The sequence below is a fragment of the Streptomyces siamensis genome, assembly GCF_039543605.1.
Lineage (GTDB): Bacteria > Actinomycetota > Actinomycetes > Streptomycetales > Streptomycetaceae > Streptomyces > Streptomyces siamensis.
Genome location: NZ_BAABKB010000001.1, coordinates 414,646 through 440,012, shown reverse-complemented (window position 1 = coordinate 440,012; position 25,367 = coordinate 414,646). Strand labels below are relative to the sequence as shown.

25 protein-coding genes and 2 tRNA genes are annotated in these 25,367 nt (G+C 69.0%); 14 read left to right on the top strand and 13 right to left on the bottom strand.

Going from position 1 to position 25,367, the window contains the following annotated elements; all coding sequences use genetic code 11:
• Positions 1 to 32 precede the first annotated feature (32 nt).
• Positions 33 to 581, bottom strand: coding sequence for a helix-turn-helix domain-containing protein (locus ABEB03_RS01925; protein ID WP_028799374.1), 549 nt, complete (start codon positions 579 to 581; stop codon positions 33 to 35).
• Between the two features lie 182 nt (positions 582 to 763).
• Here ABEB03_RS01925 and ABEB03_RS01920 point away from each other — a divergent pair.
• Positions 764 to 836, top strand: a tRNA-Ala gene (locus tag ABEB03_RS01920).
• A gap of 525 nt (positions 837 to 1,361) precedes the next feature.
• Here ABEB03_RS01920 and ABEB03_RS01915 read toward each other — a convergent pair.
• Positions 1,362 to 2,063: a DUF5324 family protein gene (locus ABEB03_RS01915; protein ID WP_345640156.1), complete on the bottom strand. Its 702-nt coding sequence runs from the start codon at positions 2,061 to 2,063 to the stop codon at positions 1,362 to 1,364.
• A gap of 438 nt (positions 2,064 to 2,501) precedes the next feature.
• On the opposite strand from ABEB03_RS01915, the gene ABEB03_RS01910 reads away from it, so the two are divergent.
• Both ABEB03_RS01910 and ABEB03_RS01905 read left to right on the top strand, forming a co-directional pair.
• Positions 2,502 to 3,035, top strand: a complete 534-nt coding sequence (locus ABEB03_RS01910; protein ID WP_345640154.1) for a peptidylprolyl isomerase — start codon at positions 2,502 to 2,504, stop codon at positions 3,033 to 3,035.
• 145 nt (positions 3,036 to 3,180) lie between these two features.
• Complete coding sequence (locus ABEB03_RS01905) at positions 3,181 to 4,089, top strand: rhomboid family intramembrane serine protease (RefSeq protein WP_345640152.1); 909 nt, start codon at positions 3,181 to 3,183, stop codon at positions 4,087 to 4,089.
• A 275-nt stretch (positions 4,090 to 4,364) separates the two neighbouring features.
• Here the strand turns inward: ABEB03_RS01905 and crgA are convergent, their stop codons facing one another.
• A complete protein-coding gene (gene crgA / locus ABEB03_RS01900; protein WP_345640150.1) occupies positions 4,365 to 4,619 on the bottom strand; it encodes a cell division protein CrgA in 255 nt (84 codons plus the stop codon).
• A 142-nt stretch (positions 4,620 to 4,761) separates the two neighbouring features.
• Here crgA and ABEB03_RS01895 point away from each other — a divergent pair, with 142 nt between their 5' ends.
• From ABEB03_RS01895 to ABEB03_RS01870, 6 genes are all read left to right on the top strand, one after another.
• Complete coding sequence (locus ABEB03_RS01895) at positions 4,762 to 5,541, top strand: DUF881 domain-containing protein (protein WP_345640148.1); 780 nt, start codon at positions 4,762 to 4,764, stop codon at positions 5,539 to 5,541.
• Between the two features lie 46 nt (positions 5,542 to 5,587).
• Positions 5,588 to 6,286, top strand: a complete 699-nt coding sequence (locus tag ABEB03_RS01890; RefSeq protein WP_345640611.1) for a class E sortase — start codon at positions 5,588 to 5,590, stop codon at positions 6,284 to 6,286.
• Positions 6,287 to 6,311: 25 nt separating this feature from the next.
• A complete protein-coding gene (locus tag ABEB03_RS01885; RefSeq protein WP_095935464.1) occupies positions 6,312 to 6,521 on the top strand; it encodes a hypothetical protein in 210 nt (69 codons plus the stop codon).
• Positions 6,518 to 7,156 carry an aminodeoxychorismate/anthranilate synthase component II gene (locus ABEB03_RS01880; protein WP_028799366.1) on the top strand — a complete coding sequence of 213 codons (639 nt, stop codon included), beginning with the start codon at positions 6,518 to 6,520 and terminating at the stop codon, positions 7,154 to 7,156. The genes ABEB03_RS01885 and ABEB03_RS01880 overlap by 4 nt, the downstream gene beginning before the upstream one ends.
• Positions 7,153 to 8,499, top strand: a complete 1,347-nt coding sequence (locus ABEB03_RS01875; protein ID WP_345640144.1) for a class E sortase — start codon at positions 7,153 to 7,155, stop codon at positions 8,497 to 8,499. The genes ABEB03_RS01880 and ABEB03_RS01875 overlap by 4 nt, the downstream gene beginning before the upstream one ends.
• Before the next feature lie 86 nt (positions 8,500 to 8,585).
• Positions 8,586 to 9,347: a class E sortase gene (locus ABEB03_RS01870; RefSeq protein WP_425589160.1), complete on the top strand. Its 762-nt coding sequence runs from the start codon at positions 8,586 to 8,588 to the stop codon at positions 9,345 to 9,347.
• 142 nt (positions 9,348 to 9,489) lie between these two features.
• On the opposite strand, the gene ABEB03_RS01865 is transcribed toward ABEB03_RS01870, so the two are convergent.
• From ABEB03_RS01865 to ABEB03_RS01830, 8 genes are all read right to left on the bottom strand, one after another.
• The gene (locus tag ABEB03_RS01865) at positions 9,490 to 9,855 is read right to left on the bottom strand and encodes a hypothetical protein (protein ID WP_095935468.1); all 366 of its coding nucleotides are present in this window, start codon (positions 9,853 to 9,855) and stop codon (positions 9,490 to 9,492) included.
• Between the two features lie 307 nt (positions 9,856 to 10,162).
• The gene (gene pknB / locus ABEB03_RS01860; protein WP_345640138.1) at positions 10,163 to 12,145 is read right to left on the bottom strand and encodes a Stk1 family PASTA domain-containing Ser/Thr kinase; all 1,983 of its coding nucleotides are present in this window, start codon (positions 12,143 to 12,145) and stop codon (positions 10,163 to 10,165) included.
• A 170-nt stretch (positions 12,146 to 12,315) separates the two neighbouring features.
• Positions 12,316 to 13,785, bottom strand: a complete 1,470-nt coding sequence (locus tag ABEB03_RS01855; protein WP_345640135.1) for a peptidoglycan D,D-transpeptidase FtsI family protein — start codon at positions 13,783 to 13,785, stop codon at positions 12,316 to 12,318.
• Positions 13,782 to 15,221, bottom strand: a complete 1,440-nt coding sequence (locus ABEB03_RS01850; RefSeq protein WP_345640132.1) for an FtsW/RodA/SpoVE family cell cycle protein — start codon at positions 15,219 to 15,221, stop codon at positions 13,782 to 13,784. The genes ABEB03_RS01855 and ABEB03_RS01850 overlap by 4 nt, the downstream gene beginning before the upstream one ends.
• Positions 15,222 to 15,247: 26 nt before the next feature.
• On the bottom strand, positions 15,248 to 16,819 hold the full coding sequence (locus ABEB03_RS01845; protein ID WP_095935784.1) for a Stp1/IreP family PP2C-type Ser/Thr phosphatase: 1,572 nt from the start codon (positions 16,817 to 16,819) through the stop codon (positions 15,248 to 15,250).
• Between the two features lie 90 nt (positions 16,820 to 16,909).
• The gene (locus ABEB03_RS01840) at positions 16,910 to 17,434 is read right to left on the bottom strand and encodes an FHA domain-containing protein FhaB/FipA (RefSeq protein WP_345640130.1); all 525 of its coding nucleotides are present in this window, start codon (positions 17,432 to 17,434) and stop codon (positions 16,910 to 16,912) included.
• 10 nt (positions 17,435 to 17,444) lie between these two features.
• Positions 17,445 to 18,281: a DUF3662 and FHA domain-containing protein gene (locus tag ABEB03_RS01835; RefSeq protein WP_345640128.1), complete on the bottom strand. Its 837-nt coding sequence runs from the start codon at positions 18,279 to 18,281 to the stop codon at positions 17,445 to 17,447.
• Positions 18,269 to 18,403: a hypothetical protein gene (locus ABEB03_RS01830; protein ID WP_257004862.1), complete on the bottom strand. Its 135-nt coding sequence runs from the start codon at positions 18,401 to 18,403 to the stop codon at positions 18,269 to 18,271. Before ABEB03_RS01830 ends, ABEB03_RS01835 begins: the two co-directional genes overlap by 13 nt.
• Positions 18,404 to 18,818: 415 nt before the next feature.
• On the opposite strand from ABEB03_RS01830, the gene ABEB03_RS01825 reads away from it, so the two are divergent.
• Positions 18,819 to 18,905 (top strand) — tRNA-Leu (locus ABEB03_RS01825).
• A 459-nt stretch (positions 18,906 to 19,364) separates the two neighbouring features.
• On the opposite strand, the gene ABEB03_RS01820 is transcribed toward ABEB03_RS01825, so the two are convergent.
• Complete coding sequence (locus ABEB03_RS01820) at positions 19,365 to 20,018, bottom strand: FMN-dependent NADH-azoreductase (protein WP_345640125.1); 654 nt, start codon at positions 20,016 to 20,018, stop codon at positions 19,365 to 19,367.
• A 174-nt stretch (positions 20,019 to 20,192) separates the two neighbouring features.
• On the opposite strand from ABEB03_RS01820, the gene ABEB03_RS01815 reads away from it, so the two are divergent.
• The 4 genes from ABEB03_RS01815 (at position 20,193) to ABEB03_RS01800 (ending at position 23,845) form a co-directional block, all read left to right on the top strand.
• The gene (locus ABEB03_RS01815) at positions 20,193 to 20,564 is read left to right on the top strand and encodes a winged helix-turn-helix transcriptional regulator (RefSeq protein ID WP_345640122.1); all 372 of its coding nucleotides are present in this window, start codon (positions 20,193 to 20,195) and stop codon (positions 20,562 to 20,564) included.
• Between the two features lie 140 nt (positions 20,565 to 20,704).
• Positions 20,705 to 22,180, top strand: a complete 1,476-nt coding sequence (locus ABEB03_RS01810) for a DUF2252 domain-containing protein (RefSeq protein ID WP_345640120.1) — start codon at positions 20,705 to 20,707, stop codon at positions 22,178 to 22,180.
• Positions 22,181 to 22,369: 189 nt separating this feature from the next.
• Positions 22,370 to 23,410, top strand: a complete 1,041-nt coding sequence (locus tag ABEB03_RS01805; protein WP_425589167.1) for a J domain-containing protein — start codon at positions 22,370 to 22,372, stop codon at positions 23,408 to 23,410.
• 87 nt (positions 23,411 to 23,497) lie between these two features.
• On the top strand, positions 23,498 to 23,845 hold the full coding sequence (locus ABEB03_RS01800; RefSeq protein ID WP_345640118.1) for a rhodanese-like domain-containing protein: 348 nt from the start codon (positions 23,498 to 23,500) through the stop codon (positions 23,843 to 23,845).
• Between the two features lie 252 nt (positions 23,846 to 24,097).
• On the opposite strand, the gene ABEB03_RS01795 is transcribed toward ABEB03_RS01800, so the two are convergent.
• Positions 24,098 to 25,231, bottom strand: a complete 1,134-nt coding sequence (locus tag ABEB03_RS01795) for an acyl-CoA dehydrogenase family protein (RefSeq protein ID WP_345640116.1) — start codon at positions 25,229 to 25,231, stop codon at positions 24,098 to 24,100.
• Positions 25,232 to 25,367 lie beyond the last annotated feature (136 nt).

Below are 25,367 nucleotides of genomic sequence, written 5' to 3'. Positions count from 1 at the left end.
GCGGCAGGGTGTCCGGCGGCCGGGCGGTCGGCTCAGCTCTGGTGCGACTGGTAGTGCGCGACCGCGTCGGAGGTACGTCCGGCGCCGTACACCCGGAGGAACTCTGCCAGTTCCGGGTGGGTCGGGGCGAGGGTGTCCGCCGCGTCGATGATGTCCCCGGCCGCGGCCACCGAGCGCAGCAGCGACTGGATCTCGCGCACCACGCGCTTCACCGTCGGCGCGCCCGAACTGCTCGTCGACTGCGTGGTGTTGCTGAGCACCGATCCCCCCTGGGACTTCTTGATCTCGTCCATGCGCTCGGTCGCCTCGGCGGCGCTGACGCTGCCGTCCGCGACCTGCCCCGCCAGGTCCTGCAGAAGCTGCACGCGCTGGACGACCGCCGGATTGCCGATCTTGGCTCGCTGACCGCTCATCAGCTGCGACAGCATGGGCGCCGACAGGCCCAGCACCCCGGCCAGGCGCGCCTGGTTGAGCCCAAGATCCTCGATGAGCCTACGGAAGAGCGCCCCCAACGGCTCCCCGTACCAGTTCCGCTGCAGCTCCCGGGCTCTTGCGGTTGCTTCCTGCTGTGCGGCGTCCATTGCGTCTCCCCATCGCTTCCCCTAATACCGCGGTTCGCTGTAGCGAACCACGTCGAGCATCTTACGGAGAGTGGTCGTCCACGGGGACCCCCAATCTTTTTGCGAGATCCCGGGGGTGACCCGGTACTCTGGTCTGCGGCGCCCGTCGACAGGTGGTTCCTGTGGTCGGACGTTCCTCATCCGGGGCCTTAGCTCAGTTGGTAGAGCGCTGTCTTTGCATGGCAGATGTCAGGGGTTCGACTCCCCTAGGCTCCACGTCTCGGACCGGCCAGACGCCATTTCGGCGGCTGGCCGGTTTTTCTATGTCCCGTTTTGGTGAGGGTGCGAGCCGGCGGTGAGGCCTTCGCCGGACGCCCGAGGGGCCGGCGGCGCGCTCCATGCGGCGGAGGCGGTGACGTACGTCACACGGAGGGCTTTGCAGTCGTTGCTTCTTCTTTGCGCAAATGCGAGCGACCTTGTGTCTCCGGCATCTGTCGCGAGGGTGGGTGCTCCGGCTCGGGCGTCCGGCCGTGTCGGCGCGGGTGCCTTGCGTGAGCTGGTGTGAAGGTATGCGGGTAGTCGTATCAACGCATTCTGTTAACAACATCTGCACGGATATTGCACATGCCGGTCGTTGCAAACGTCATCATGGGCCGACTCAGTAAACGGGGGGCGGGCGGCCATGAGGTCGGGGAGAGCGCCCTTGGCGGGCGATGCGCCTGCGTTCCACGTGAAACATCGCCGCGGGGCAGGAGAACTGACAAGTCTCCTGCCCCACGGCGATGTTGAGAGGGTGGTCGGTCAGCGGCGGTCGTCGCGCTCCGCCGCCTGCTCCTCGGCCTCCTTGGCCTGAACCTCCGGGTCCAGATCGGACCGGCCGCTACCGTCGACCGCCGTCAGACGTCCGCCTTCGGGTACTTCGGTCGCGGCGGGCGGCTCGACCAGCCAGTCGGGGTTGGCCTGCTTGTCCCACCACTTCCAGGCGGCGAAAGCGCCGACCGCGAGGACTCCCGCGATCACCAGTCCCTTGGTGAGACGGCCGACCCTCGCCCGCCGCTCGTGCTTGCGGACCAGCTTCTCGATCTCCTTCGGTGAGACCTGGCCGCGCAGCGCGGCGATGGCGGCGATGCTCCGTGCCGCGGCCTCTTCCCGGACGGGCTGGGACGCGGCGATCGCCTGTTCGATCCGCGGCCTGGAATAGTCGGCGGCCTGCCGGGCCGCGATACGGGTGCGGACGGCGGCCTCATGTGCGGCCTGGTCCACCTTCGGCGGCACATGGGTGCGGGCCTGTTCCAGGCGCGGCGCGAGATGGGCGTCGTACTGCACACGGGCCTGTTCGGCGGCCTGCGAAACCTTCGGTGCGAGCCGTACGCGCGCCTCGTGCGCGTAGTACGAAGCCTTGTCCTTGGCCGTGTCGGCGTAGGGCGCCACCACTTCCGCGGCGTGCAGCACGCTGTCCTTCGCCGAGCCGGTCGCGGCGCGCACGCTGTCGATGCGGGTCACGGGTTTCCTCCTCCTCGGTGGCGTACGTCGGGGGTCTGAGGTGCCCCCAATGACACACAGTTCACCTTTCCACCCTTATCGGGATCATGCCCGCCCGCGAGGTCCGGGGCATGTGAAGACGGGCATCCGGGTCACGGGTACTGACTCCGGGTGACTCGGAGCAAGATCCGGTCTGGTGTCGATCACGTGAGATAGCGGATGAATACGGGGCAACGGGAGCTTGTCGTCGACAATGCCACGGATCGTCGCGCCGTGCCCCTGTCCCGGGGGGACTCGACCGCTTTTCTGTTCGTGCCACACGCGGACCTTCGCTCGGAGGTGAGGAACGGGTGACCGGCAACGGGAGCGTGAAACCCCTTGAAAGAGTGGTGACGGGAGACGGGCAGGGCTGTCCGTGCGAGGATCGGGGAGTCAAGAGAAGGCAACGGAAGGCAGATCGTGGCTGAGCAGCTGTACGCCACCCTGAAGACCAACCAAGGCGACATCGAAGTCCGGCTCCTGCCGAACCACGCCCCCAAGACGGTCCGGAACTTCGTGGAACTCGCGAAGGGCGAGCGTGAGTGGGTCAACCCGGCCACGGGTGCGAAGTCCACGGACAAGCTCTACGACGGCACGGTCTTCCACCGGGTGATCAGCGGTTTCATGATCCAGGGCGGTGACCCCCTGGGCAACGGCACCGGCGGCCCCGGCTACCAGTTCGACGACGAGTTCCACCCCGACCTGGCCTTCGACAAGCCGTACCTGCTGGCCATGGCCAACGCCGGGCCGGGCACGAACGGCTCGCAGTTCTTCATCACCGTCTCCCCGACGGCCTGGCTGACCCGCAAGCACACCATCTTCGGCGAGGTCGCCGACGCGCCGAGCCAGAAGGTCGTGGACGCCATCGCGAGCACCCAGACCAACCCGCGTACCGACCGCCCCGTCAACGACGTCGTCATCGAGTCGATCGTCGTCGAGACCCGCGAAGGCTGAGCCGAGCGGGCTCGCACCGCCGAGTCCGAAGGATCCCGCAGGGAACCAAACGCCCCGTTCATCCGTAAGGATGGACGGGGCGGTGCGTTGCGCACACAGACCCTGTTCGCCGCGCGTGCCGCCGTACGGAGATTGAGGGGAACCCATGGACCAGGCGCCAGGCAGCCCGCAGGACCCGCGGGACCAGGGACCGCAGAACGCGCAGAGCCTGCCGACCTGCTACCGGCACCCGGACCGTGAGACGGGTATCCGCTGCACCCGCTGCGAACGCGCCATCTGCCCCGAGTGCATGGTCAGCGCCTCCGTCGGCTTCCAGTGCCCCGAGTGCGTGCGCACCGGTTCCGGCACCGGCCACTCCCCGGCGGCCAACCAGCCCCGCACTCTCGCCGGCGGCAGAGTCACCTCCGACCCCCGGCTCGTCACCAAGATCCTCATCGGGGTGAACCTGGTCGTCTTCCTGGCGCAGCAGGTGCTGGGCGACAGCTTCACCGACCGCTTGTACCTCTTCGGGCAGGCCCAGCTCGACGGCCGTATCCAGGGCGTCGCCGAAGGCCAGTGGTACCGGATGCTGACGTCGATGTTCCTGCACGCGAGCATCGTCCACATCCTGTTCAACATGCTCAGCCTGTGGTGGATCGGCGGCCCGCTCGAAGCGTTCCTCGGCCGCGCCCGCTACCTCACGCTCTATCTGCTCTCGGGCCTCGCGGGCAGTGCGCTGACCTATCTCGTCGCCGCCACCAACTCGCCCTCGCTCGGTGCCTCCGGCGCGATCTTCGGCCTGTTCGGAGCGACAGCGGTGCTGATGCGCCGGCTCAACTACGACATGCGGCCGGTCATCGCCCTGCTGGCGATCAACATGGTCTTCACCTTCAGCCCGGCGTTCAACATCGCCTGGGAGGCACACGTCGGGGGACTCGTCGGAGGCGTCGTCGTCGGGTACGCGATGGTGCACGCACCGCGCGAGCACCGGAACGCCATCCAGTACGGCGTCTGCGCCGTCGTTCTCGCCGTGGTCGTGGTCCTGACGCTGGTCAGGACGGCTCAGCTCACCTGAGGGCCCTTCCGACCCACTGAGCGCGCGTCCGGATCGACCGGGAGTCGATGTTGTCCACAGATCGTGGCGGATCTTGTGCACGCTGTGCGGGAACAACTGTGCCCCCTGTCACTGACCAGAGTTTTCGCAGGTCAGGCAGGGGGCGAACAGATTTGCGGATCGCGGTAGGTCAGTCACACCGGCGTCAACCCCGGATGAGTTATCCACAGATCGTCGTTCTTTTTCCACCTGTGGAAAACGGCTGTGGATAACTCAGTGGATAGCCGTGGGCAGAGCTACTTCCACTGTGTGGAGACGCCGAATCCCGCCGCGATGAAGCCGAAGCCGACCACGATGTTCCAGTTGTCCAGGGCGTCCACCGGCAGCGAGCCGTCCGTCACGTAGAAGACGACGATCCAGGCGAGGCCGATGAGGAACATGGCCAGCATGACGGGCGCGACCCAGGTGCGGCTGGTCAGCTTGAGGTTGGTCGCCTGCTTCGCCGGGGGCGGCGTGTAGTCGGCCTTCTTGCGGATACGTGACTTCGGCACGAGGGTCTCTCCTGTCGATGCGCTGCGTGGCCGCGCAGGGAACTGGGGCGGGCTCCGGAGCAGCGTACAAGGGGACACTGAGCGCTCCCCCGGGCGTCCGTTAGCGTAGTGCTTCCGCGGCGCCTAAGGAGATAAGGGTACGTTGAGCAATTCTGCCGACTCCCCAGGGACGGGTACCAGTCCTGCCGGTACGCGCCGTTTCCGGCCCGTACGCGTGCTCACGGCGGCCGTCTTCGCCCTCGCCGGCCTGATCTTCTTCACCAGCTTCAACACGGCCAAGGGCACCAACATCCGCTCGGACACCTCCCTGCTGAAGCTCTCCGACCTGATTCAGGAGCGCAGCCACAAGAACGCGTCGCTCGACGACTCCAACGGTGCGCTGCGCGACGAGGTGGACGGGCTCGCCGGACGAGAGGACGGCAGCAGCAAGGCCGAGGACGCCAAGCTCGCCGCCCTGGAGGAGAACGCCGGCACCCAGAAGCTGAAGGGGAAGGCCGTCACGGTCACCCTCAACGACGCTCCGCCGAACGCCACGGCCAAGCTGCCGGGCTATCCCGAGCCCCAGCCCGACTACCTGGTCATCCACCAACAGGACCTCCAGGCCGTCGTGAACGCGCTGTGGCAGGGCGGCGCCGAGGGCATCAAGGTCATGGACCAGCGGCTGATCTCCACGAGCGCCGTGCGGTGCGTCGGCAACACCTTGATCCTCCAGGGCCGGGTCTACTCGCCCCCGTACAAGATCACCGCGGTCGGCGATCCCGAGAAGCTCAAGGACGCGCTCGCCGCCTCCCCGGCGATCCAGAACTACATGGTCTACGTCAACGTCTACGGGCTCGGCTGGAAAGTGGTCGAGGACGGGACGGTGACTCTTCCCGGCTACTCGGGCACAGTGGATCTCCACTACGCGAAGCCTGTGGAGTAGTACGCCGAGCCTGTGGAGCAGCTGCCGCTGGGGGGCCTTTGTGTCGGTGCGGGTGGTCGTCCGGACGGTCAGCGAACTGTGCATCACCGTGGGCACTCTGATCGTGCTCTTCGTGGTCTACGTGCTGTTCTGGACCGGGGTGAAGGCCGACAACGCGATGGATCACCAGATCGACGAGCTCCAGAAGCAGTGGTCGAAGGGTGCCGTCGCGCAGGGGACCCAGGCCCCGTCGGGCGATCGGGCGACCGCGAGCCCGAAGCCGCCCGGCCCGTACACGTACGGCAAGCCGTTCGCGGTGATGTACATCCCCCGGCTCGGTTTCACGTGGAACAAGCCCCTGGTCGAAGGCACCGCCACGGACGTCCTGAAGAAGGGGCTCGGCCACTACCGGGGCACGGCCCAGCTCGGGCAGACGGGCAACTTCGCGGTGGCCGGCCACCGGCGCACCTACGGGGACCCCTTCAAGGACTTTCCCGAGCTGCGCCGCGGTGACGCGGTGGTGCTGACCGACGGGACGACGTGGTTCACGTATCGGATCGACAAAGGCCCCTACAAAACTCTGCCCTCGGACATTGAGGTGATCGACCCTGTCCCACGTAAGTCGGGGTATACGCGGCCGGGCCGCTATCTCACGCTGACCACGTGCGACCCGGAGTGGGGACACAGCCACCGGCTGATCGTCTGGGCGCACCTCGACTCCACGCAGCCTGTGGAGGCTGGGAAACCGCAGGCTCTACGCCGTTAGTCTGGTGCAGTACGGCAGGAGTCCGATGGTGCGAGTGGCGACTCCGGTGCCGTGGTGCGACGGAAGGGACGGCATGTACGGCTGGATCTGGCGGCATCTGCCGGGGAACGTATGGGTGAGGGCACTGATCTCGCTCGTACTCGTCCTCGCGATGGTCTACGTGCTCTTCCAGTACGTCTTCCCGTGGGCGGAGCCGCTGCTTCCCTTCAACGATGTGACGGTGGACAACCAGTGAGCACGCGGATTCTCGTCGTCGACAACTACGACAGCTTCGTCTTCAACCTGGTCCAGTACCTGTACCAGTTGGGCGCCGAGTGCGAGGTGCTCCGCAACGACGAGGTGTCGACCGCGCACGCCCAGGACGGCTTCGACGGCGTGCTCCTGTCACCCGGTCCGGGCGCGCCCGAACAGGCAGGCGTCTGCATCGACATGGTCCGGCACTGCGCCGCGACCGGAGTGCCCGTCTTCGGCGTCTGCCTCGGCATGCAGTCGATGCAGGTGGCGTACGGCGGTGTGGTGGACCGTGCGCCCGAGCTGCTGCACGGCAAGACCTCGCTCGTCGAGCACCACGGCAAGGGGGTCTTCGCGGGCCTGCCGTCCCCGTTCACGGCCACGCGTTACCACTCGCTGGCCGCCGAGCCGGAGACCGTCCCGGCCGAGCTGGAAGTCACCGCCCGCACCCACGACGGCATCGTCATGGGCCTCAGACACCGCGAACTTCCCGTCGAGGGCGTGCAGTTCCACCCCGAGTCGGTGCTGACCGAGCACGGCCACCGGATGCTCGCCAACTGGCTGGAGGAGTGCGGCGACAAGGTGGCCGTGGCGAGGTCGGCGGGGCTCGCCCCGGTGGTGGGCAGGGCCACGGCGTGACCGCACTGCGCCCCGAGCGCGACAGCTCCCCCTACGGCGGCGAGGCCGCGTACGGGGGCGCTGACGCGTTCGAGGGCGCGGGGGGCTTCGAGGCGGCCGTCGACCGGCTCGCGGACCCGTTGACGGACCCCCTGCCGGGACAGCCGCGAACAGAGCAGCCCGTGACCGCGGGACGCCAGGAAGGCTGGTCCGAACCGGAGAGGTACGCGCGCGACTGGTACCCGGGACAGGACCGGCCGCGACCCCAGTCGCCGGCGCAGACGCCGCCGCGGCAGCCGCGGCACGCGGCACAGGCACAGACGCAGCAGCAGTCGTACGAGGAGACGTACGCCCCGTCGTACGAGGAGCCCGCGGCCGTCCCGTACGAACAACCGGCCGCCGTCCCGTACGAGGACCCCGGCACGGCACCGTACGGCCAACCGGTCGCCCCCGCTCTGCCGTTGGACGACGAGACGGTGGCGCTGCGCATCCCGGACGCGCCGGAGAAACCCCGAATAGGCGAGAGCGCCACACCCGCCCCGGGGGGCCGCGCGGCGCGGCGCAAGGCCGCTCGGCGCCATGGACGGCACGGAGGCGCCCAGGAGGCCTCGGAGGGCCTGGAACCGGCGGAGAAGGGCGCTGAGGCCCCTCTGAGCCGGTTGGAGGCCCGGCGCGCGGCACGGGCGCGCAAGCCCAGCGCGGGTGTCGTCGTGAGCCGGGTGATCGGCGAGGTGTTCATCACCACCGGTGTGCTGATGCTGCTGTTCGTGACCTACCAGCTGTGGTGGTCCAACGTGCGGGCGCACCAGCAGGCCGGCAGCGCCGCCCACCACCTCCAGGAGGACTGGGCGAAGGGCAAGCGGAACCCGGGGAGCTTCTCGCCGGGCCAGGGCTTCGCCATCCTGCACATCCCCAAGCTGGACGTGGTCGCGCCGATCGCGGAGGGCATCAGCAAGACGAAGGTGCTCGACCGCGGGATGGTGGGTCACTACGGCGAGGGCGACAGCAAGACCGCGATGCCGGACGCGAAGAGCGGGAACTTCGGGCTGGCGGGGCACCGCAACACGCACGGCGAGCCGTTCCGCTACATCAACCGGCTGAAGCCCGGGGACGAGATCGTGGTCGAGACGCAGGACGACTACTACGTCTACGAGATGACCTCGATCCTCCCGGTGACGCCGCCGAGCAACACGAGCGTGCTCGACCCGATCCCCAGGGGTTCGACTTTCACCAAGCCGGGCCGCTACATCACACTGACCACCTGCACGCCGGAGTTCACCAGCAAGTACCGGATGATCGTCTGGGGCAAGATGGTCGAGGACCGCCCGCGCAGCAAGGGCAAACCGGACGCGCTCGTCGGCTGAGAGCGCACGGGCGCTCGACGATGTGCGCACATGGGTGCGTGAGCACCCGAGACAACCTGAGACAGACCAGACGGGGCAGATGCACAGTGGCAGCGAGGACCGACCACGACGAGCGCGCCGGATCGCAGAGCGGTTCGGCGGCCCACGATCACGCGGGTGCGCCGAGGCGCCGCGGCGGCCGCATCGCGATGGCGGTCAGCGTCTTCGGCGAACTCCTCATCACCGCGGGTCTGGTGCTCGGGCTGTTCGTCGTCTACTCCCTGTGGTGGACGAACGTCGTGGCCGACCGCGAGGCGCACAAGCAGGGTGACAAGGTGCGTGACAGCTGGGCGCAGGACAAGGGTGGTCCGGGTGCTCTGGACACCAAGGCCGGCATCGGCTTCCTGCACGTCCCGTCCATGAAGAACGGCGAGGTGCTCGTCGAGAAGGGCACCTCGACCAAGGTCCTCAACGACGGTGTCGCCGGCTACTACACGGACCCGGTCAAGTCGTCGCTGCCGATGACGGGCAAGGACGGCAACTTCACCCTCGCCGCCCACCGGGACGGCCACGGTGCCAAGTTCCACAACATCGACAAGGTCAGGAAGGGCGACGCGATCGTCTTCGAGACCAAGGACAAGTGGTACGTCTACAAGGCGTACGCCATCCTCCCGGAGACCTCGAAGTTCAACGTCAAGGTCCTCCAGACGGTCCCCAAGCAGTCCGGCAAGAAGAAGCCCGGCCAGTACATCACCCTGACGACCTGCACCCCCGTCTACACGTCCCGCTACCGCTACGTGGTCTGGGGCGAGCTGGAGCGCGTGGAGAAGGTCGACAGCGACCGGACGCCCCCGAAGGAACTCCGCTGATGTGAATGTGTGTCTCTCTTCCCGAGGGACACACGGCGAGAACCGGGCCCGAAGTCGCATTTTCCCCTACGCGACTCCGGGCCCGGTCCTTTACCTCAGGCAATTCATTTTGTTCAGCCATTCAACGACTGAACCGCGCTGTTCAGCTGGTGAGGTTGTTCTTGAACCCGCTGAACTTGTCGCCGCTCTTGATGAGGGAGACGCGCACGCCGACCTTGATGTTCTCCGGGACCTTGTCCGAGAAGCACTTGTACGCGTGAGAACCGCCACCCTGGGTGGTGTGGAGCTCAGCGATGGTCTCGTACGTGCTCATACGGAAAAGGTGGATCTCGACGTTGTAGCCGTCCTTCTGGTTGTCGTACACCGTCAGGCAGTCACCGTCGTGGCCGAACGCTCCCTGGCCACCCGGGTCCCAGTCGGTGGTGTAGACCCAGCCGCTGTTGGTGCCGGCCGAGGCCGTACCCGTCGCGAGGAACGTGAGAGAACAGGCGGCACCGAGTACCGCCAAAATGCGCTTCTTGATTTTACTACCCCCGAATCGGTCCGGGCGGAGACTTTCCCGCCCACCCCGGACATTACCAATTCATGAGAAGTTGATCAACATTTGCCTTTTGTCTCACCGAGTGATGCGCGACACGTGCCGAGGGTGGGTGCGGAAATCACGCCAGGCAGTCCGGAAATCACGGCAGGCGGTGCGGAAATCTCGACAGGCGCTGCGGAAATAGAGAAGGGCCCCGGTACTCGATTCGAGTACCGGGGCCCTTCTCACCGCTCGTGGGACGTCAGTTCCTGGCGTGGAACCCGGCCCCGGTCGTTCAGCCGGTGACGCCGCCGAAGATGCCGCCGTTGTCGCCGCCCTGGTTGTTGCCGTTCTGGCCCACCGTGGTCAGGTTGACCGCGGTGCCCTGGGCGAGCTGGGTGCCTGCCTGCGGGTCGGAGGCCACCACGAGGGCGTTGTCGTCCGAGGCACCGTTGATGTTCCCGACGCTCAGCCCGGCGTCCTGGAGCGCCTTCCTGGCGTCCTTGAGCCGCTGGCCCGCCAGGGGCGGCACCGTGGCCTGCTGCTGCTCCTTGGCCTTGCCGATCTGGATCGACACCTTGGAGCCCGGGTCGGCCTGGGTGTTGGCCGCAGGCGAGGTCTGGATGACCTTGCCGACCAGGTTCGGGTCGTCCGTCTCGACGTCGGTGCACTCTCCGACCAGGTTGTTGGCCGTCATCTGCGCCTTGGCCTCGTCACAGGTCTTGCCGGCGACGTCCGGGACGGAGGACTGCTTCTTCTCCTTGGCGACGGTGAGGGTGATCGTCGATCCCTTCTGCACCTCTTCGCCGAGCTTCGGGTCCTGCTCCAGGACGGTGTTCGCCTCCTCGGAGGACTCCTGGAACTTCGTCTTCACCTCGAACTGGTACTGGTCGTCCTCAAGGGTCGCCTTGGCCTCGCTCAGCTTGTCGCCGACGACGCTCGGGACCGCGACCTTGGGCGCTCCGGTCGACACCACCACATTGATGGTGTCGCCCTTCTTCACCGTCGTACCCGCGACCGGATCCTGGGAGCAGATGTTGCCCTTGGGCTCGTCCTCGCAGGTCTTCTTGGTCTCCGAGAGCGTCAGGTCGCGGTTCTTGGCCATGCGCTTGGCATCGTTCAGTGTCTGGCTCACGAAGTTCGGGGCCTTGAACGAGTCGTTGCCCGTCCCACCGCCGCCGAACGCCCACTTGCCGATCAGGATCGCGCCGATGAGGACGAGGACACCCGCGACGACCAGAAGGATCGTCGAGGTGTTGTTCTTCTTCTGGCGGCGGCGGTCCGGGCGGTCGTCGTAGCCGTAGCCGCCGTCGTCCGGGTTCGTCGGGGGCAGCATGGACGTCGCCTGCGCGTCAGTGGAGCGCAGCGCCGTCGTCGGCTGGTCGTCGGGGTAGCCGCCGTAGCCGACGGAGCCCATGGCCGCGGTGGCCCCGACGGGCTGGCCGTCGAGGCAGGCCTCGATGTCGGCGCGCATCTCGTCGGCGGACTGGTAGCGGTAGTCCGGGTCCTTGACGAGCGCCTTCAGCACGATCGCGTCCATCTCGGGCGTGATCTCGGGGTCGAAGACGCTCGGCGGCTGCGCCTCCTCCCGCACGTGCTGGTACGCGACCGCGACCGGGGAGTCGCCGACGAAGGGCGGCCGGACGGTCAGCAGCTCGTACAGCAGGCAGCCGGTGGAGTACAGGTCGGAACGGGCGTCGACCTGCTCGCCCTTGGCCTGCTCCGGCGAGAGGTACTGGGCGGTGCCGATGACAGCCGCGGTCTGCGTCATCGTCATGCCGGCGTCGCCCATGGCGCGGGCGATGCCGAAGTCCATCACCTTGACCTGGCCGTTGCGCGTCAGCATGACGTTCGCCGGTTTGATGTCGCGGTGGACGATGCCGTTGCGGTGCGAGTACTCCAGTGCCTGGAGGATGCCGATGGTCATCTCCATGGCCCGCTCGGGCAGCAGCTTGCGCCCGGAGTGCAGCAGCTCGCGCAGCGTGGACCCGTCGACGTACTCCATCACGATGTACGGGATGGAGGTGCCGTCGATGTAGTCCTCACCCGTGTCGTACACGGCGACGATCGCGGGATGGTTGAGCGAGGCGGCCGACTGGGCCTCCCGGCGGAACCGGGCCTGGAACGACGGGTCGCGCGCGAGATCCGCCCGCAGCGTCTTCACCGCCACGGTGCGGCCGAGCCGGGTGTCATGCGCGAGGTAGACCTCCGCCATGCCACCACGGCCGAGCACCTGGCCCAGCTCGTACCGGCCGCCGAGGCGACGCGGCTCTTCCATAGCTACCTACCAGCCCTCTCCGTCGGTCCCGACCGCACAAGCGTGCGGTCCGGCGGTGTGCCGTCCGGGCATACCGTACCCGGCTCGAAGTCTGTGACCTGGCCAAGCCCGTCACCCGATACAGGACCGGTATCGCAACGTGCACCGATGTGAAGGGGACGTGAGCGGGGTCACTTCTTGCTGTCGATGACTGCCTTCATCACGTCCCTTGCGATGGGGGCGGCGAGACCGCCACCGGAGATGTCGTCACGGTTGGCGCTGCCGTCCTCGATCACCACGGCCACGGCGACCGGCGAGCTGTTGTCGCTCAGCTTCGCGTATGAGATGAACCACGCGTAGGGCTTCTCACTGTTTCCGATGCCGTGCTGCGCCGTACCCGTCTTGCCACCGACCGTGATCCCGGGGATCTGGGCGTTCTGGCCGGTGCCGGACTTGACCACGGTCTCCATCATCGACTGGAGGACCTGGGCGTTGTCCTCGGACAGCGGCTCGCTCATCTTCTCGGGCTCCGTCTGCGAGATGACGTCCAGGTTGTGCGTGCTCAGCTCGCTCACCATGTACGGCTTCATGAGCGTGCCGTCATTGGCGACGGCGGACGCCACCATGGCCATCTGCAGCGGGGTCGCGGCGGTCTCGAACTGGCCGATCGAGCTCAGCGCGGTCTGCGGCTTGTCCATCTCAGTGGGGAAGTTCGAGGCGTTGGAGCGGACCGGCGTGAACTGCTCGGAGTTGAAGCCGAACTTCTTGGCCTCCTCCAGCATCTTGTCCTTGCCGAGGTCCGCGCCGATCTTGCCGAAGACGGTGTTGCAGGAGACCCGGAGCGCGACCCGCAGCGTCGCGTCCTTGCACGGCAGGTTGCCCTCGTTGGGCAGCTTGGTCGTGGTGTCCGGCATGGTCCACGGGTCCGGCGAGTCCGTCTTGGTGTCCGCGTCGGGGTAAAGCCCGTTCTCCAGGGCGGCGGCCGCGGTGACGACCTTGAAGGTGGAGCCCGGCGGGTACGTCTCGCGCAGCGCCCGGTTGAGCATCGGGTCGTCGGCGTTGTTCTTCTTCTGGAGGTTGTTCCAGGCCTTGGCGTCGTCGTCTGAGTTGCCGGCGAAGTCCGACGGGTCGTACGACGGCGTGGAGGCCAGCGCCAGGATCGCGCCGGTCTTCGGGTCGAGCGCGGCGACGGCGCCCTTCTTGTCGCCGAGGCCCTTGAAGGCCGCCTTCTGAGCGGCGGCGTTCAGCGTGGTGACGACGTTGCCGCCCTGCTTCTTCTTGCCCGTGATCATGTCCAGGGTGTTGCGGAAGAAGAGCCGGTCGTCGTTGCCGGTGAGGATGCCGTCCTCGAGCTTCTCCAGCTGGCTGGCGTCGAAGGCCTGTGAGGCGTAGCCCGTGACGGGCGCCCACATCGCGCCGTCCTTGTACGTGCGCTTGTACTCGTAGTCACCGGTCTTGGACTTCGAGGAACCGGTGATCGCCTTGCCGTCCACGATGATGTCGCCGCGCGGGGTGGCGTAGCGCTCGATGTTCACCCGGCGGTTCTTCGGGTCGGCCTTCAGCTCGTCGGCCTTGACGTACTGGAGCCAGTTGTCGCGGATGAGCAGCGCGAGGACGAGAAGCCCGCAGAAGATCGCGATCCGGCGCAGGGGCTTGTTCACGGGCGGACCACCTGGGTCATCTCGGCGTCGGGGTTCGGAGCGGGGGCGGGCGCCGGCCTGCGGGCCGTGTCGCTGATCCGGATCAGGATGCCGATCAGTGCCCAGTTGGCGATCACGGAGGAACCGCCGTAGGCCAGGAACGGCATCGTCATACCGGTGAGCGGGATGAGGCCCATGACGCCGCCGGCGACGACGAAGACCTGGAGTCCGAAGGCGCCGGAGAGGCCGACGGCGAGGAGCTTGCCGAACGGGTCCCGGGCGGCCAGGGCGGTGCGGATGCCACGCTCGACGATCAGGCCGTAGATCAGCAGGATCGCCATGATGCCGGCCAGGCCGAGCTCCTCACCGAAGGTGGCGAGGATGAAGTCGGAGTTGGCGGCGAACCGGATGAGCTCGGAGTGGCCCTGGCCGAGGCCGGTGCCGAGGGTTCCGCCGGAGCCGAAGGCCCACAGCGCCTGCATGGCCTGCTCGGAGTGGACGCCGGGGGCGCCGGCCTGGCTCAGCTTGTACTCGCGCATGGGGTCGAGCCAGGCCTGGACACGCTGCTGGACGTGCGGTTCGAAGGAGGCCACACCGACGGCGCCGGCCGCGGACATCAGCAGACCGAAGACGATCCAGCTGGTCCGCTCGGTGGCGACGTACAGCATGATGACGAACATTCCGAAGAACAGCAGCGAGGTACCGAGGTCGGTCTCGAAGACCAGGATCAGGATCGAGATGAACCAGACCACGAGGATCGGGCCGAGGTCGCGGCCGCGCGGCAGGTACAGGCCCATGAAGCGGCGGCTGGCCAGCGCGAGCGCGTCCCGCTTCACCATCAGGTAGCCGGCGAAGAAGATCGCCAGGACGATCTTCGCGAACTCACCGGGCTGGATGGAGAAGCCGGCGACGGAGATCCAGATCTTGGCGCCGTAGATGTTGGCGCCGAGGCCCGGGACCAGGGGGAGCAGCAGCAGGAACAGGGCGCCGACCATCGAGATGTACGTGTAGCGCTGCAGGACGCGGTGGTCCTTCAGGAAGATCAGCACGACGACGAACAGGGCGATGCCCAGCGCCGTGTAGAGCAGCTGGCGCGGCGCCGCGGTGCCCGCCTGGTCGATCGACTGCAGCAGCTTGGACTGGTCGAGCCGCCAGATGATCACCAGGCCGAGGCCGTTGAGCAGCGTGGCCAGCGGCAGCAGGAGCGGATCGGCGTACGGCGCGAACTTGCGCACGACGAGGTGGCCCACGCCGGCCAGCAGACCGAGGCCCAGGCCGTAGCTCAGCAGGCCCGCGGGGACCTCGTCGTTGATGGCGAGGCCCACGTTGGCGTAGGCGAACACCGGGATGACAACGGCGAACACCAGCAGTGCCAGCTCGGTGTTGCGCCGGCTCGGTGTGCCGATCGAGCCGATCGTGGACGTGTGGTGCGTCGGCGTGTTGGTACTACTGCTCATCGTGTGACAGGGCCCCTCACGGCTGCTTACTGCTTACCGCACAGCGAGACCAGCTTCTGCTCTTCGTCGGAGAGGCTGGGGCCGGGTGTGGGAGTGGGTGCGGTCGTGGACTTGGAGGACGACGGTGCCGAGTTCGACGGCGTCGGCGTCGGCGTGGACGTGGCCTTGGACGTGAGGGAGGTCTTTGTGGTTCCCGTGGTCCCGCCGGCCTCGCCCTCACCGGTCTTCGCGTTCTTCTCGGTCTCGGCGCGGCGGCGCTCGGCGTCCTTCTTGCACGCGGACGCCTGCACGGCGAGCTCGTCGATCTTCGACTGGGCGTCGCCCAGGCCGCCTTCGGCGATGGTCGCCTCGACCTGCTTCTGCTGGTACGGCGGCAGGTACTTGAGTTCGATCTCGGGGTGGTCCTTCTCCACCTTCGAGAGCGAGACCCAGGCCAGGTCCTGGCTGATGCCCCGGTACAGGGCGACGTGCTCGCCCTTGGTGCCGACGTAGTACTGCGTCTGCGTCCAGCGGTAGCCGCCGTACAGGCCGCCGCCGATCACGGCGAGGGCCAGCGTGATGTAGAAGGACCGCTTCAGCCACTTGCGCCCGGTACGGGGCTTGACGAAGTCCTCGTCGGAGTAGGCGTTGAAGCCGTCCGTCGGCACGTACCCGGTGGTGTCGCCGCTGCCGGGCGGGCCGAACTCGCCGCCACCGCCCTGCCCGGGCACCGGGCGGCCGAGGTTGGAGGCACGGCCCGCGGGCGTCTGCATGGCGCCGTTGTCGTGCAGCTGGTGCTGGTTCTCGGCGACCGCGCCCACCACGACCGGGGTGTCGGACAGCTGCCCGGCCAGGGTGTCCCCGGAGTCGATGTCGAGGACGTCGGCCACGATGACCGTGATGTTGTCCGGGCCGCCGCCGCGCAGCGCGAGCTGGATGAGCTCCTGCACGGTCTCCTGCGGGCCCTGGTAGCTGGCGAGGGTGTCCTCCATCGTCTGATGGGAGACGACGCCGCTGAGACCGTCGGAGCAGATCAGGTAACGGTCGCCGGCGCGGACCTCGCGGATCGAGAGGTCGGGCTCGACGTGGTCGCCACTGCCCAGCGCGCGCATCAGCAGGGAGCGCTGCGGGTGGGTGGTGGCCTCCTCCTCGGTGATGCGTCCCTCGTCGACGAGCCGCTGCACCCAGGTGTGGTCCTGCGTGATCTGCGTCAGCACGCCGTCCCGCAGCAGGTACGCGCGGGAGTCGCCGACGTGCACGAGACCCAGGCGCTGGCCGGTCCACAGCAGTGCCGTGAGGGTGGTCCCCATGCCTTCGAGCTGGGGGTCCTCCTCGACCATCATCCGGAGCTGGTCGTTCGCCCGCTGCACGGCGGTGCCGAGCGAGGTGAGGATGTCGGAGCCGGGCACGTCGTCGTCGAGCGCGACGATGGTGGAGATCACCTCGGAACTGGCGACCTCGCCGGCGGCCTGGCCGCCCATCCCGTCGGCGATCGCGAGCAGCCTGGGACCGGCGTAGCCCGAGTCCTCGTTGCCCTCACGGATCATGCCTTTGTGCGATCCGGCGGCAAAGCGCAGTGACAGACTCATGCGCACCTCGCCCGTCGGCTCCGGGTACATCCGCACGGTGCCCACCCTCCGGTCGGGAGCGCGCCGGGGTCCGTCGTGTGGACCGCCGCTGCGTGCTCGCTCCGCTCGCTCATTGTCGTACTACTTCCGCAGCTCGATGACGGTCTTGCCGATGCGGATCGGCGCGCCCAGCGGTACGGGCGTGGGAGTCGTCAGTCGGCTCCGGTCGAGATACGTGCCATTGGTGGAGCCGAGGTCCTCGACGATCCACTGGCCGTCCCGGTCCGGGTAGATCCTGGCATGCCTGCTGGACGCGTAGTCGTCGTCCAGCACGATCGTGCTGTCGTGCGCGCGGCCCAGCGTGATCGTCTGCCCCTGGAGCGCCACCGTGGTGCCCGTGAGGGTGCCCTCGGAGACGACCAGCTTGGTGGGGGCACCGCGGCGCTGCCGGCCGCCGCTGCTCGGCGGCGGCTGCTGCTGGCGCTGGGGCGGAGGCGCGGCCTGGCGTGCGGCCGGCTGCTGCCGGGAGGCGTCCCGGCGCGAGCCGCGCTGTGTGACGCGCGTTCCGAACAGGTCGCTGCGAATGACCTGCACGGCCACGATCACGAACAGCCACAGTACGGCCAGGAAACCCAGCCGCATGACCGTGAGGGTCAGCTCTGACATTGCCCCCGCTTCACCCTTCGGCTTGCCGGTAAATGATGGTGGTGCTGCCCACGACGATCCGCGAGCCGTCGCGGAGCGTAGCGCGGGTGGTGTGCTGCCCGTCCACCACGATGCCGTTGGTGGACCCGAGATCCTGGATCGTCGAGGGCGTTCCGGTCCGGATCTCACAGTGCCGGCGCGAGACGCCGGGGTCGTCGATCCGCACGTCGGCGTCGGTGCTGCGACCCAGCACCAGCGTCGGGCGGGAGATCTGATGGCGTGTGCCGTTGATCTCGATCCAGTGCCGTGTACGGGCGCCGGGTCCGGGGCCGGCCGGCGGCCGGGCCCCCATGGGCGCGCCTCCGGGGCGGCCGCCGGGCGGCGGCGCGGACGGCATGGGAGGAGTGGCCGCCGGCGGGTAGCCGTAGCCACCCTGGCCGCGGGGGGCCGAAGGGGCCGGGCCCGCGGGGGCACGCTCCGGAGCCTGACTGGTGGAGGAGGCGAGCGTACGGCTGCGCACCCGGTACAGACCGGTGTCGAGGTCGTCCGCCTTCTCCAGGTGGACCTTGATGGGGCCCATGAAGGTGTAGCGCTGCTGCTTCGCGTAGTCGCGCACCATGCCGGCGAGCTCGTCGCCGAGCTGGCCGGAGTAGGGGCTGAGGCGCTCGAAGTCCGGCGTGCTCAGCTCCACGATGAAGTCATTGGGGACGACGGTCCGGTCGCGGTTCCAGATCGTGGCGTTGTTGTCGCACTCGCGCTGGAGCGCGCCGGCGATCTCCACGGGCTGGACCTCGGACTTGAACACCTTGGCGAAGGTGCCGTTGACCAGACCTTCGAGACGCTGCTCGAACTTCTTCAGGACTCCCATGGGGCACCTCCTCCTTCGTAGCCGTCCTGGTACAGCTTGCTGCCTTCTTCGTCCTGGCGGCGGACGCTGTCCCGGTACTGCCTGTCGCTGTCGTCCTGGTACTGCTTACTGATCGTATCCACGCGTCGGGAAATCGGCTGGTTCCCCCTGTCGGCCCGGTCGACGGGTTGTCGACGCCTTCCGAAGTCCCCTCCCGAGGTTCCCGCGAGGACCCCTCTTCGAACTCTTCCCGGCACTACTCCTGCCCAGGATCGTAGAGGCGCCCCACAACCAGTGTCCCGCACCTGACTGTGCGGGCCGTCCGGCTCCTGGGGAGATGTTCAGGACCGGTACGAGGTTGATACGTGAACAGGTTCCGGTCGAGACGTGCGGCGGGCGCGGAGGCCCTCATGGGCGAGATGGCCTGGGCTGGAGCGGGGTCCGCCGGCCCCCGGGGCAGCGGGAAAGGGATGTGAATCCACCCCTGACAGCGTGCTAATGTTCTGGATGTCGGCAGGCGCTCGCACCACTCGGTGAGAGACGGACGACACACCCAATGCGCGGGTGGCGGAATAGGCAGACGCGCTGGATTCAGGTTCCAGTGCCCGCAAGGGCGTGGGGGTTCAACTCCCCCCTCGCGCACCAGCTGGAAGCCCCGCAGGTCTTGGACCTGCGGGGCTTTCGCGTTGTCCGGGGCCCTTCCGTGTGCGGGGGCTTCGGCTTCCGCGAGGCTGGTCTCGCGTGAGCCTCGTCTCTCGTGGGCTTCCGTGCCCTTCGTGAGCTTCGCCTCCCGTGAGCTTCGCGACTCCGGGGACGCGAGAGCGCGCCGCATGATCATCTCGGGTGAGGACAATCACACGGCGCGCTCGTCGGGAGGGCGCACGGAACGCTCTTCAGGGCGGGATCTCACGCCCCGCCCCGTGCCGCCGCGGGCGGTCCGCACGGCCGGGTACGAGTCGGCACGCCTTTGTGCCGCTCGTGCTGCCGTGCGCCGCCGTATGCGGCGGCATTACGCCACGGCCACGGTCATGGTCGCGACCGTACGGGTCCGTCTTGGGCGACGAGGCGATGGCGGCTTCACGCCGCCGGTCGCGCGGGCCCGTCTCAGGCGGCGAGGCGCGAGGCGAGTTCCTTGGCCTTGGCGCTCGCGTCCTCGTGGGCCTTGGTGCGGGACGCCTCGAAGAGGGGGATCAGCTCGGACATCGCCGGGTTCTGCGGCGCCATCGTCAGCTCCGGGACGATGAAGGTGAGGTCCAGGGCGAGGGTGTCGCGAAGGATGGCCTCCAGGTAGTTCTGCACGTACTCGTAGGCCTCGCGCGGGGTGCCCGGCGCGTAGGAGCCGCCACGGCTGGCGACGACCGTGACCGGCTTGCCCTTCAGCTTCGAGTCCTCGGCCATGGCGGTGCGGCCCACGAGGAACACGTTGTCCAGCCACGCCTTGAGGGTCGAGGGGATGGCGAAGTTGTACATGGGGGCGCCGATCAGGATCGCGTCGGCGGCCTCCAGCTCCTCGATGAGCTTCAGACGCTCGGCGAAGGCCGCGGCCTGCTCCGGGGTGTGCGCGTCCGGGGCGACGAAACCGGCGGTGTGGGCGGCGGCCGTGATGTGCGGCACGGGGGCGGCGGCGAGGTCGCGGTAGACGACCGTGCCCTGCGGGTGCTGCTCCTCCCAGCTCTTGCGGAAGGTGTCCGTCACCGAACGGGAGGAGGAGGCGGAGCCCGTGAAGACGGACGAGTCGATGTGCAGCAGGGTGGCCATGGGTTCTCCAGACAAAGGGGTGAGCCGGGTCGTCCAGGTGCGCGGGGGTGTCCGCGCACGGCTGGGGCCGGGTCGGTGCAAGAAACTCGGTAGCTTCTTTTTCGTACTCGACTAGAGATAACACAGCTACTTACTTTTTTTCATCCCCCAACGGGGACGCAGTACTCTGGAGCCATGCCGGAACGGGGAATCCACGAAGCGGGGCCGTGCCAGAAGGTCGACGACGGCATGGCGCGCGTCTTCCATCTGCTGGGAAAGCGCTGGACGGGCCTGGTCGTGGCCGTCCTGCTGCAACGGCCGGTCCACTTCACCGAGCTGCGCCGGGCGATCCCCGGCATCAGCGAGCGGATGCTCTCCGACCGGCTCACCGAACTCGGGGCGGCGGGCCTGGTGGTGCGCGAGGTCGACGAAGGTCCCCCGCTGCGGGTCTCGTACCGCCTGACGGAGGCGGGCGCCGCCCTGGAACCCGCGCTCAAGGAGCTCGGGGCGTGGGCCGAGCGCTATCTCCCCGAAGAGGGGCCGTGCCCGGAGGTGCTCAGGAAGTGACGGGCCGGCCCGCGGGGGCTGGGCGTCGTGGCCTTGTCCACAGGCCCTGCGGCGGAGTTGTCCACAGGGTCTGACGTGTTTCGCCGGCCGGCTGTACGGTCAGCACGAGTTGATGTTCGTGCACGGGGGAGGCGGTCGCAGTGACCGAGCTCGGTACAGCGGTTCCGGACCAGCACAAGCGCGCGGAGGGGCAGCAACCGCAGGGACGGCGGCGACCCGAGGCCGGGGCTGCGGCGCGGGGATATGCCGTGCCGGGGTTCGCCGCGTGGCCGGTGCAGGGTTCGCCCAAGGACGCGGGTAAGGCCCTGCGCAAGCGGGTGCCGCGCGCCTCGCACGCCGAGCTGACCGAGGACGCCGACCGGCCCGACGCCGTGGCCGCCGTCGAGGAGTCCAACCGCGGCCGCATCGCCGGCCTCACCCCGATACGGGTCGGCAGGATGGCCGCCACCCCCTTCGCGTTCCTGCGCGGCTCGGCGGGCCTCATGGCGTACGACCTCGCGCGCACCCCCATGACCGGGATCGACGCCCAGATCTGCGGAGACGCCCACGCGGCCAACTTCGGGCTGTACGGCGACGCCCGGGGCGGTCTCGTCATCGACCTGAACGACTTCGACGAGACCGTGCACGGCCCCTGGGAGTGGGACCTCAAGCGGCTCGCCACCTCGCTCGTGCTCGCCGGCCGGGAGGCCGGGGCGGACGAGGACACCTGCCGGACCGCCGCGCACGACACGGTCGGCGCGTACCGCCGCACCATGCGGCTGATGGCCAAACTGCCCGTCCTCGACGCGTGGAACGCGATCGCCGACGAGGAACTCGTCTCGCACACCGACGCCCACGACCTGCTCGGCACGCTGGAGCGGGTCTCGGAGAAGGCGCGGGCCAACACCAGCGGCCGGTTCGCCGCCAAGGCGACGGAAGTGGTGGAGGGCGGCGGGCGCCGCTTCGTGGACGCCCCGCCGGTGCTGCGCCGCATACCCGACGCGGAGGCCGCGGCGGTCGTCGCGTCCCTGGAGCACTACCTGACGACGCTCTCCGAGGACCGTCTCCCCCTCCTCGCCCGGTACGCGGTCCACGACGTCGCCTTCCGCGTCGTCGGCACCGGCAGCGTGGGCACCCGGTCCTACGTCGTCCTGCTGCTCGACCACCGCGGCGAACCCCTCGTCCTCCAGGTGAAGGAGGCCCGCCCCTCGGCGCTGCTCCCGCATCTGGCGACCGCAGGTCACGCGATGCCCGAGGTGCCGCACGAGGGCCGCCGCGTCGTCCTCGGACAGAAGCGCATGCAGGTCGTCAGCGACATCCTGCTCGGCTGGACCACGGTCGACGGCCGTCCCTTCCAGGTCCGTCAGTTCCGCAACCGCAAGGGCAGCGTCGACCCTGCCGCACTGGCCGCCGACCAGATCGACGACTACGCCCGCATGACCGGCGCGCTGCTCGCCCGTGCCCACGCCCACAGCGCCGATCCGCGCCTCATCGCCGGCTACTGCGGGAAGAGCGAGGAGCTGGACGAGGCCGTCGCGTCGTTCGCCGTGGCGTACGCCGACCGCACGGAGGCCGACCACGCGGAGCTGGTCGCGGCGGTCCGGGACGGCCGGACAGCGGCGGAGCTGGGTGTCTGACGGTCCGGTGGCCGTCCCCGACGGCGCCGCTCTCCGGAGCGCGGCGGAGAACGGGAAACGGCGCTCTCGGCAGGGCCCCGGAGCGCCGTGGCCTACGCTGGTCGGGTGACGACGCCGGAAGCCGAGCAGAGCCAGTCCGAGCCCACCGACAAGGGGGTTCGTGAGCAGTCCGGTGCCCTGGAGGGCGCGATGTCCGAGCAGCGGGAGCCCGCCGGGAGTGAGGTCTCCGGACAGGAGACGTCCACCGGTGATGAGGCTTCGGCACAGAGTGTGCCCGCTGCGGGTGAGGCCGCGCAGCCGGCATCCGCTGGGGACGAGGCTTCCGAGCAGGGAGTGGCCGCCGGTGGTGAGGCTTCCGGGCAGGAAGCGCCTGCCGGGGACGAGGCTTCCACGCAGGGGGTGTCCGCCGGGGGTGAGTCGGCCTCGCAGTCCGCTGTCGAGGGCGATGCCCGGCCCGAGGCGCGGCTGGAGCGGGCCGTGCGGGCGGCCGAGCAGGCGTTGATCGAGTTCGAGATCGCCGTGGAGACCTTCCGCGTCGAGGTGGACAACTTCTCGCGGCTGCACCACCAGAAGCTCGGCCCGATGTACTCCCGGCTCGACGAGCTGGAGGCCGAGATCGCGGAGGCCAGGGCCGCGCGCACCGGCGACCCGGAGGACGTGCGCAAGGCGCACGAAGCACGGGCGCGGGTCATGCCCATGCCCGGGGTAGAGGAACTGTTCCACGGCTGGATGGACTCGGAGGGCCTGTTCCCCGAGGCCGTGGCGATGCTCACGGACCAGCCCGTACGGCCTCCGCAGCGTGTGCGCCCGAGCGAGGAGGCTCGCAAGCTCTACCGCGAACTGGCCCGCAAGGCGCACCCCGACCTGGCGCAGGACGACGACGAGCGCAAGCGGCGCGACGAGTTCATCGCCCGGGTGAACGCCGCCTACGGCCGGGGCGACGAGGCGCTGCTGCGGGAGCTCTCCGCGGAGTGGGCCGCGGGGCCCGTGCCCGAGGAGTGGAAGCCGACCCGGAGCGAGGAGCTCTACGCCCGTCTCGAATGGCTCGCACAGCGCAAGGAGATGCTCGCCTTCGTCGCCCAGGAGCTGGAGGAGAGCGCCATCGGCGCGATGCTGAAGCTGGCCCCGGACGACCCGGACCGTCTTCTGGAGGAGATCGCCGAACAGCTGCTGACCCAGGTCGGCGAGCGCGAGGCGGAGCTGGCGGCGCTGATAGCCCAGGCTCAGTGAGGCCGCGAGGGGCCTGAGGGACCTGGAGGGGACCGGGGGAGTCCCGTGGGGATCGGGTTGCGGCCGCGGTCGGGTAGCGTCGGGGACATGAGTTTCGGAGCTGCTGTGCCCACCGTCGGGATCGGGGATCTCACGGACGAGAACTTCCTGCTGGACGTCCGGGAGGACGAGGAGTGGGACGCCGGGCATGCCGAGGGGGCGCTGCACATCCCCATGAGTGAGTTCGTCGCCCGCTACGGCGAGCTGACCGAGGCCGCCCCGCAGGACGGCCGCGTCAACGTCATCTGCCGGTCCGGCGGCCGCTCCGCCCAGGTCACCATGTACCTGGTCCAGCAGGGCATCGACGCCGTGAACGTCGACGGCGGCATGCAGGCCTGGGAAGCGGCCGGCCGCCCCGTCGTCGACGACAAGGGCCGGCCCGGCGCCGTCGTGTAGGGCTTCCCTCGCCCGGCGCCCATCGGTCGGTGTCCGGCGCCCGGCGTCCATGGGCCGGAGACTGGGACCGGCGACCGGTGCCCAGCCTGCGGTGACCGGGCGTCGCGGCCGGGTCGCCGGGAGAGCTGTCGGAGACATGGGAGCGCCGCCCGGTCCGCGGGACGCCACCGGGCATACCGGAGTTCCGTCGGGCATGCGGGAAAGCTGTCCCGCGAGGCCGGCCGTGACGTCCCGCGTGGCCTGTGCCCGGCCTCAGCCCAGTGGATGCGCCGCGAGCAGGTCCCCCAGGGCCTCCTCGTGCGCCGCGGCCGGGCCGAGCGAGAGCTCCAGCTGCTTGGCCCAGGCGTGGTACCGGTGCAGCGGATAGTCGGTGTCGGCGCCGAAGCCCCCGTGCAGATGCTGTGCCGTCTGCACCACCCGGCGTACGCCTTCCGAGGCCCAGATCTTGGCGACGGCCACGTCCCCGGACGCCGGGAGCGCGCCCCCTGCCCCGGTCCCGATCCGCCACGCGGCCTGCCACAGAGTCACCTCCATGGCACGCAGGTCGATGTAGCGGTCGGCGGCCTGCACGGCGACGGCCTGGAAGGTGGCGACGGGGAATCCGAACTGCTCCCGCTTGCCGGTGTATTCACTGGTCATCCCGAGCACGGCCTCCCCGAGCCCGAGCGCCAGCGCGCACGTCCCGGTCGCCAGCAGTTCACGCAGGGCGTCCCAGGCGCCCTCCGCGTCGATCACATACCGGTCGGTGATCCGCGCCGACTCCAGGCGCAGTTCCGCGAGCCGCTCGCCGGTGGTGGAGATCTGTTCGGCGAGCACGGCGCCTTCGTGGTCGCGGGGGACGAACGCGAGGACGGTCCGGTCGGCCTCCGTGTGCGCGGGTACGACGAGGAGGTCGGCGCCGTACGCCCAGGGCACCGCCGTCTGGGAGCCGTCCAGCACCCACATGCCACCGTCCCGCCGTGCGGTCACGGCGCGTTCGGCCGGGTCGTGCCCCGTCCGGCCACTGGCGGTGACGGTCAGGACGAGCTCGCCCCGGCCCGCGCGCTCCAGCAACTCGGCTTTCAACTCCTTGCCGCCGTACGTCTGCACGGCCACCGCCGCCGCGCTGCTCTCCAGCAGTGGTACGCGCGCAAGGACCCGTGCCGACTCGCGCAGCACCAGGCACAGGGCCACCACGTCGAGTCCCGCTCCGCCGTACTCCGCGTCGAGCAACAGGCTCAGCAGATCCGCGTCGGCGAGCTTCGCCCACAGACCGCGGTCGAAGTCCTCGGCGACGGCGCCGGGGGTGAGCGCGGGGCTGGGTACTCCGTCCGGCGCGACCCCGGCGAACACCGCCTTCGCCGCCTCGACCGCCGCCTGCTGCTCCTCGGTGAAGGTGAAGTCCACGAGTCCTGTCCTCCCACGCGCCGGCCAACCGACCGGAGGTCCGGCGCACGGGCAAAAGCCCTCCGGAGCCTCCGATCTGACGGAGCGTCAAGATAGAACAGGTTCTACAAGAAGGGAACGGCCGGTGCCGGCAGGC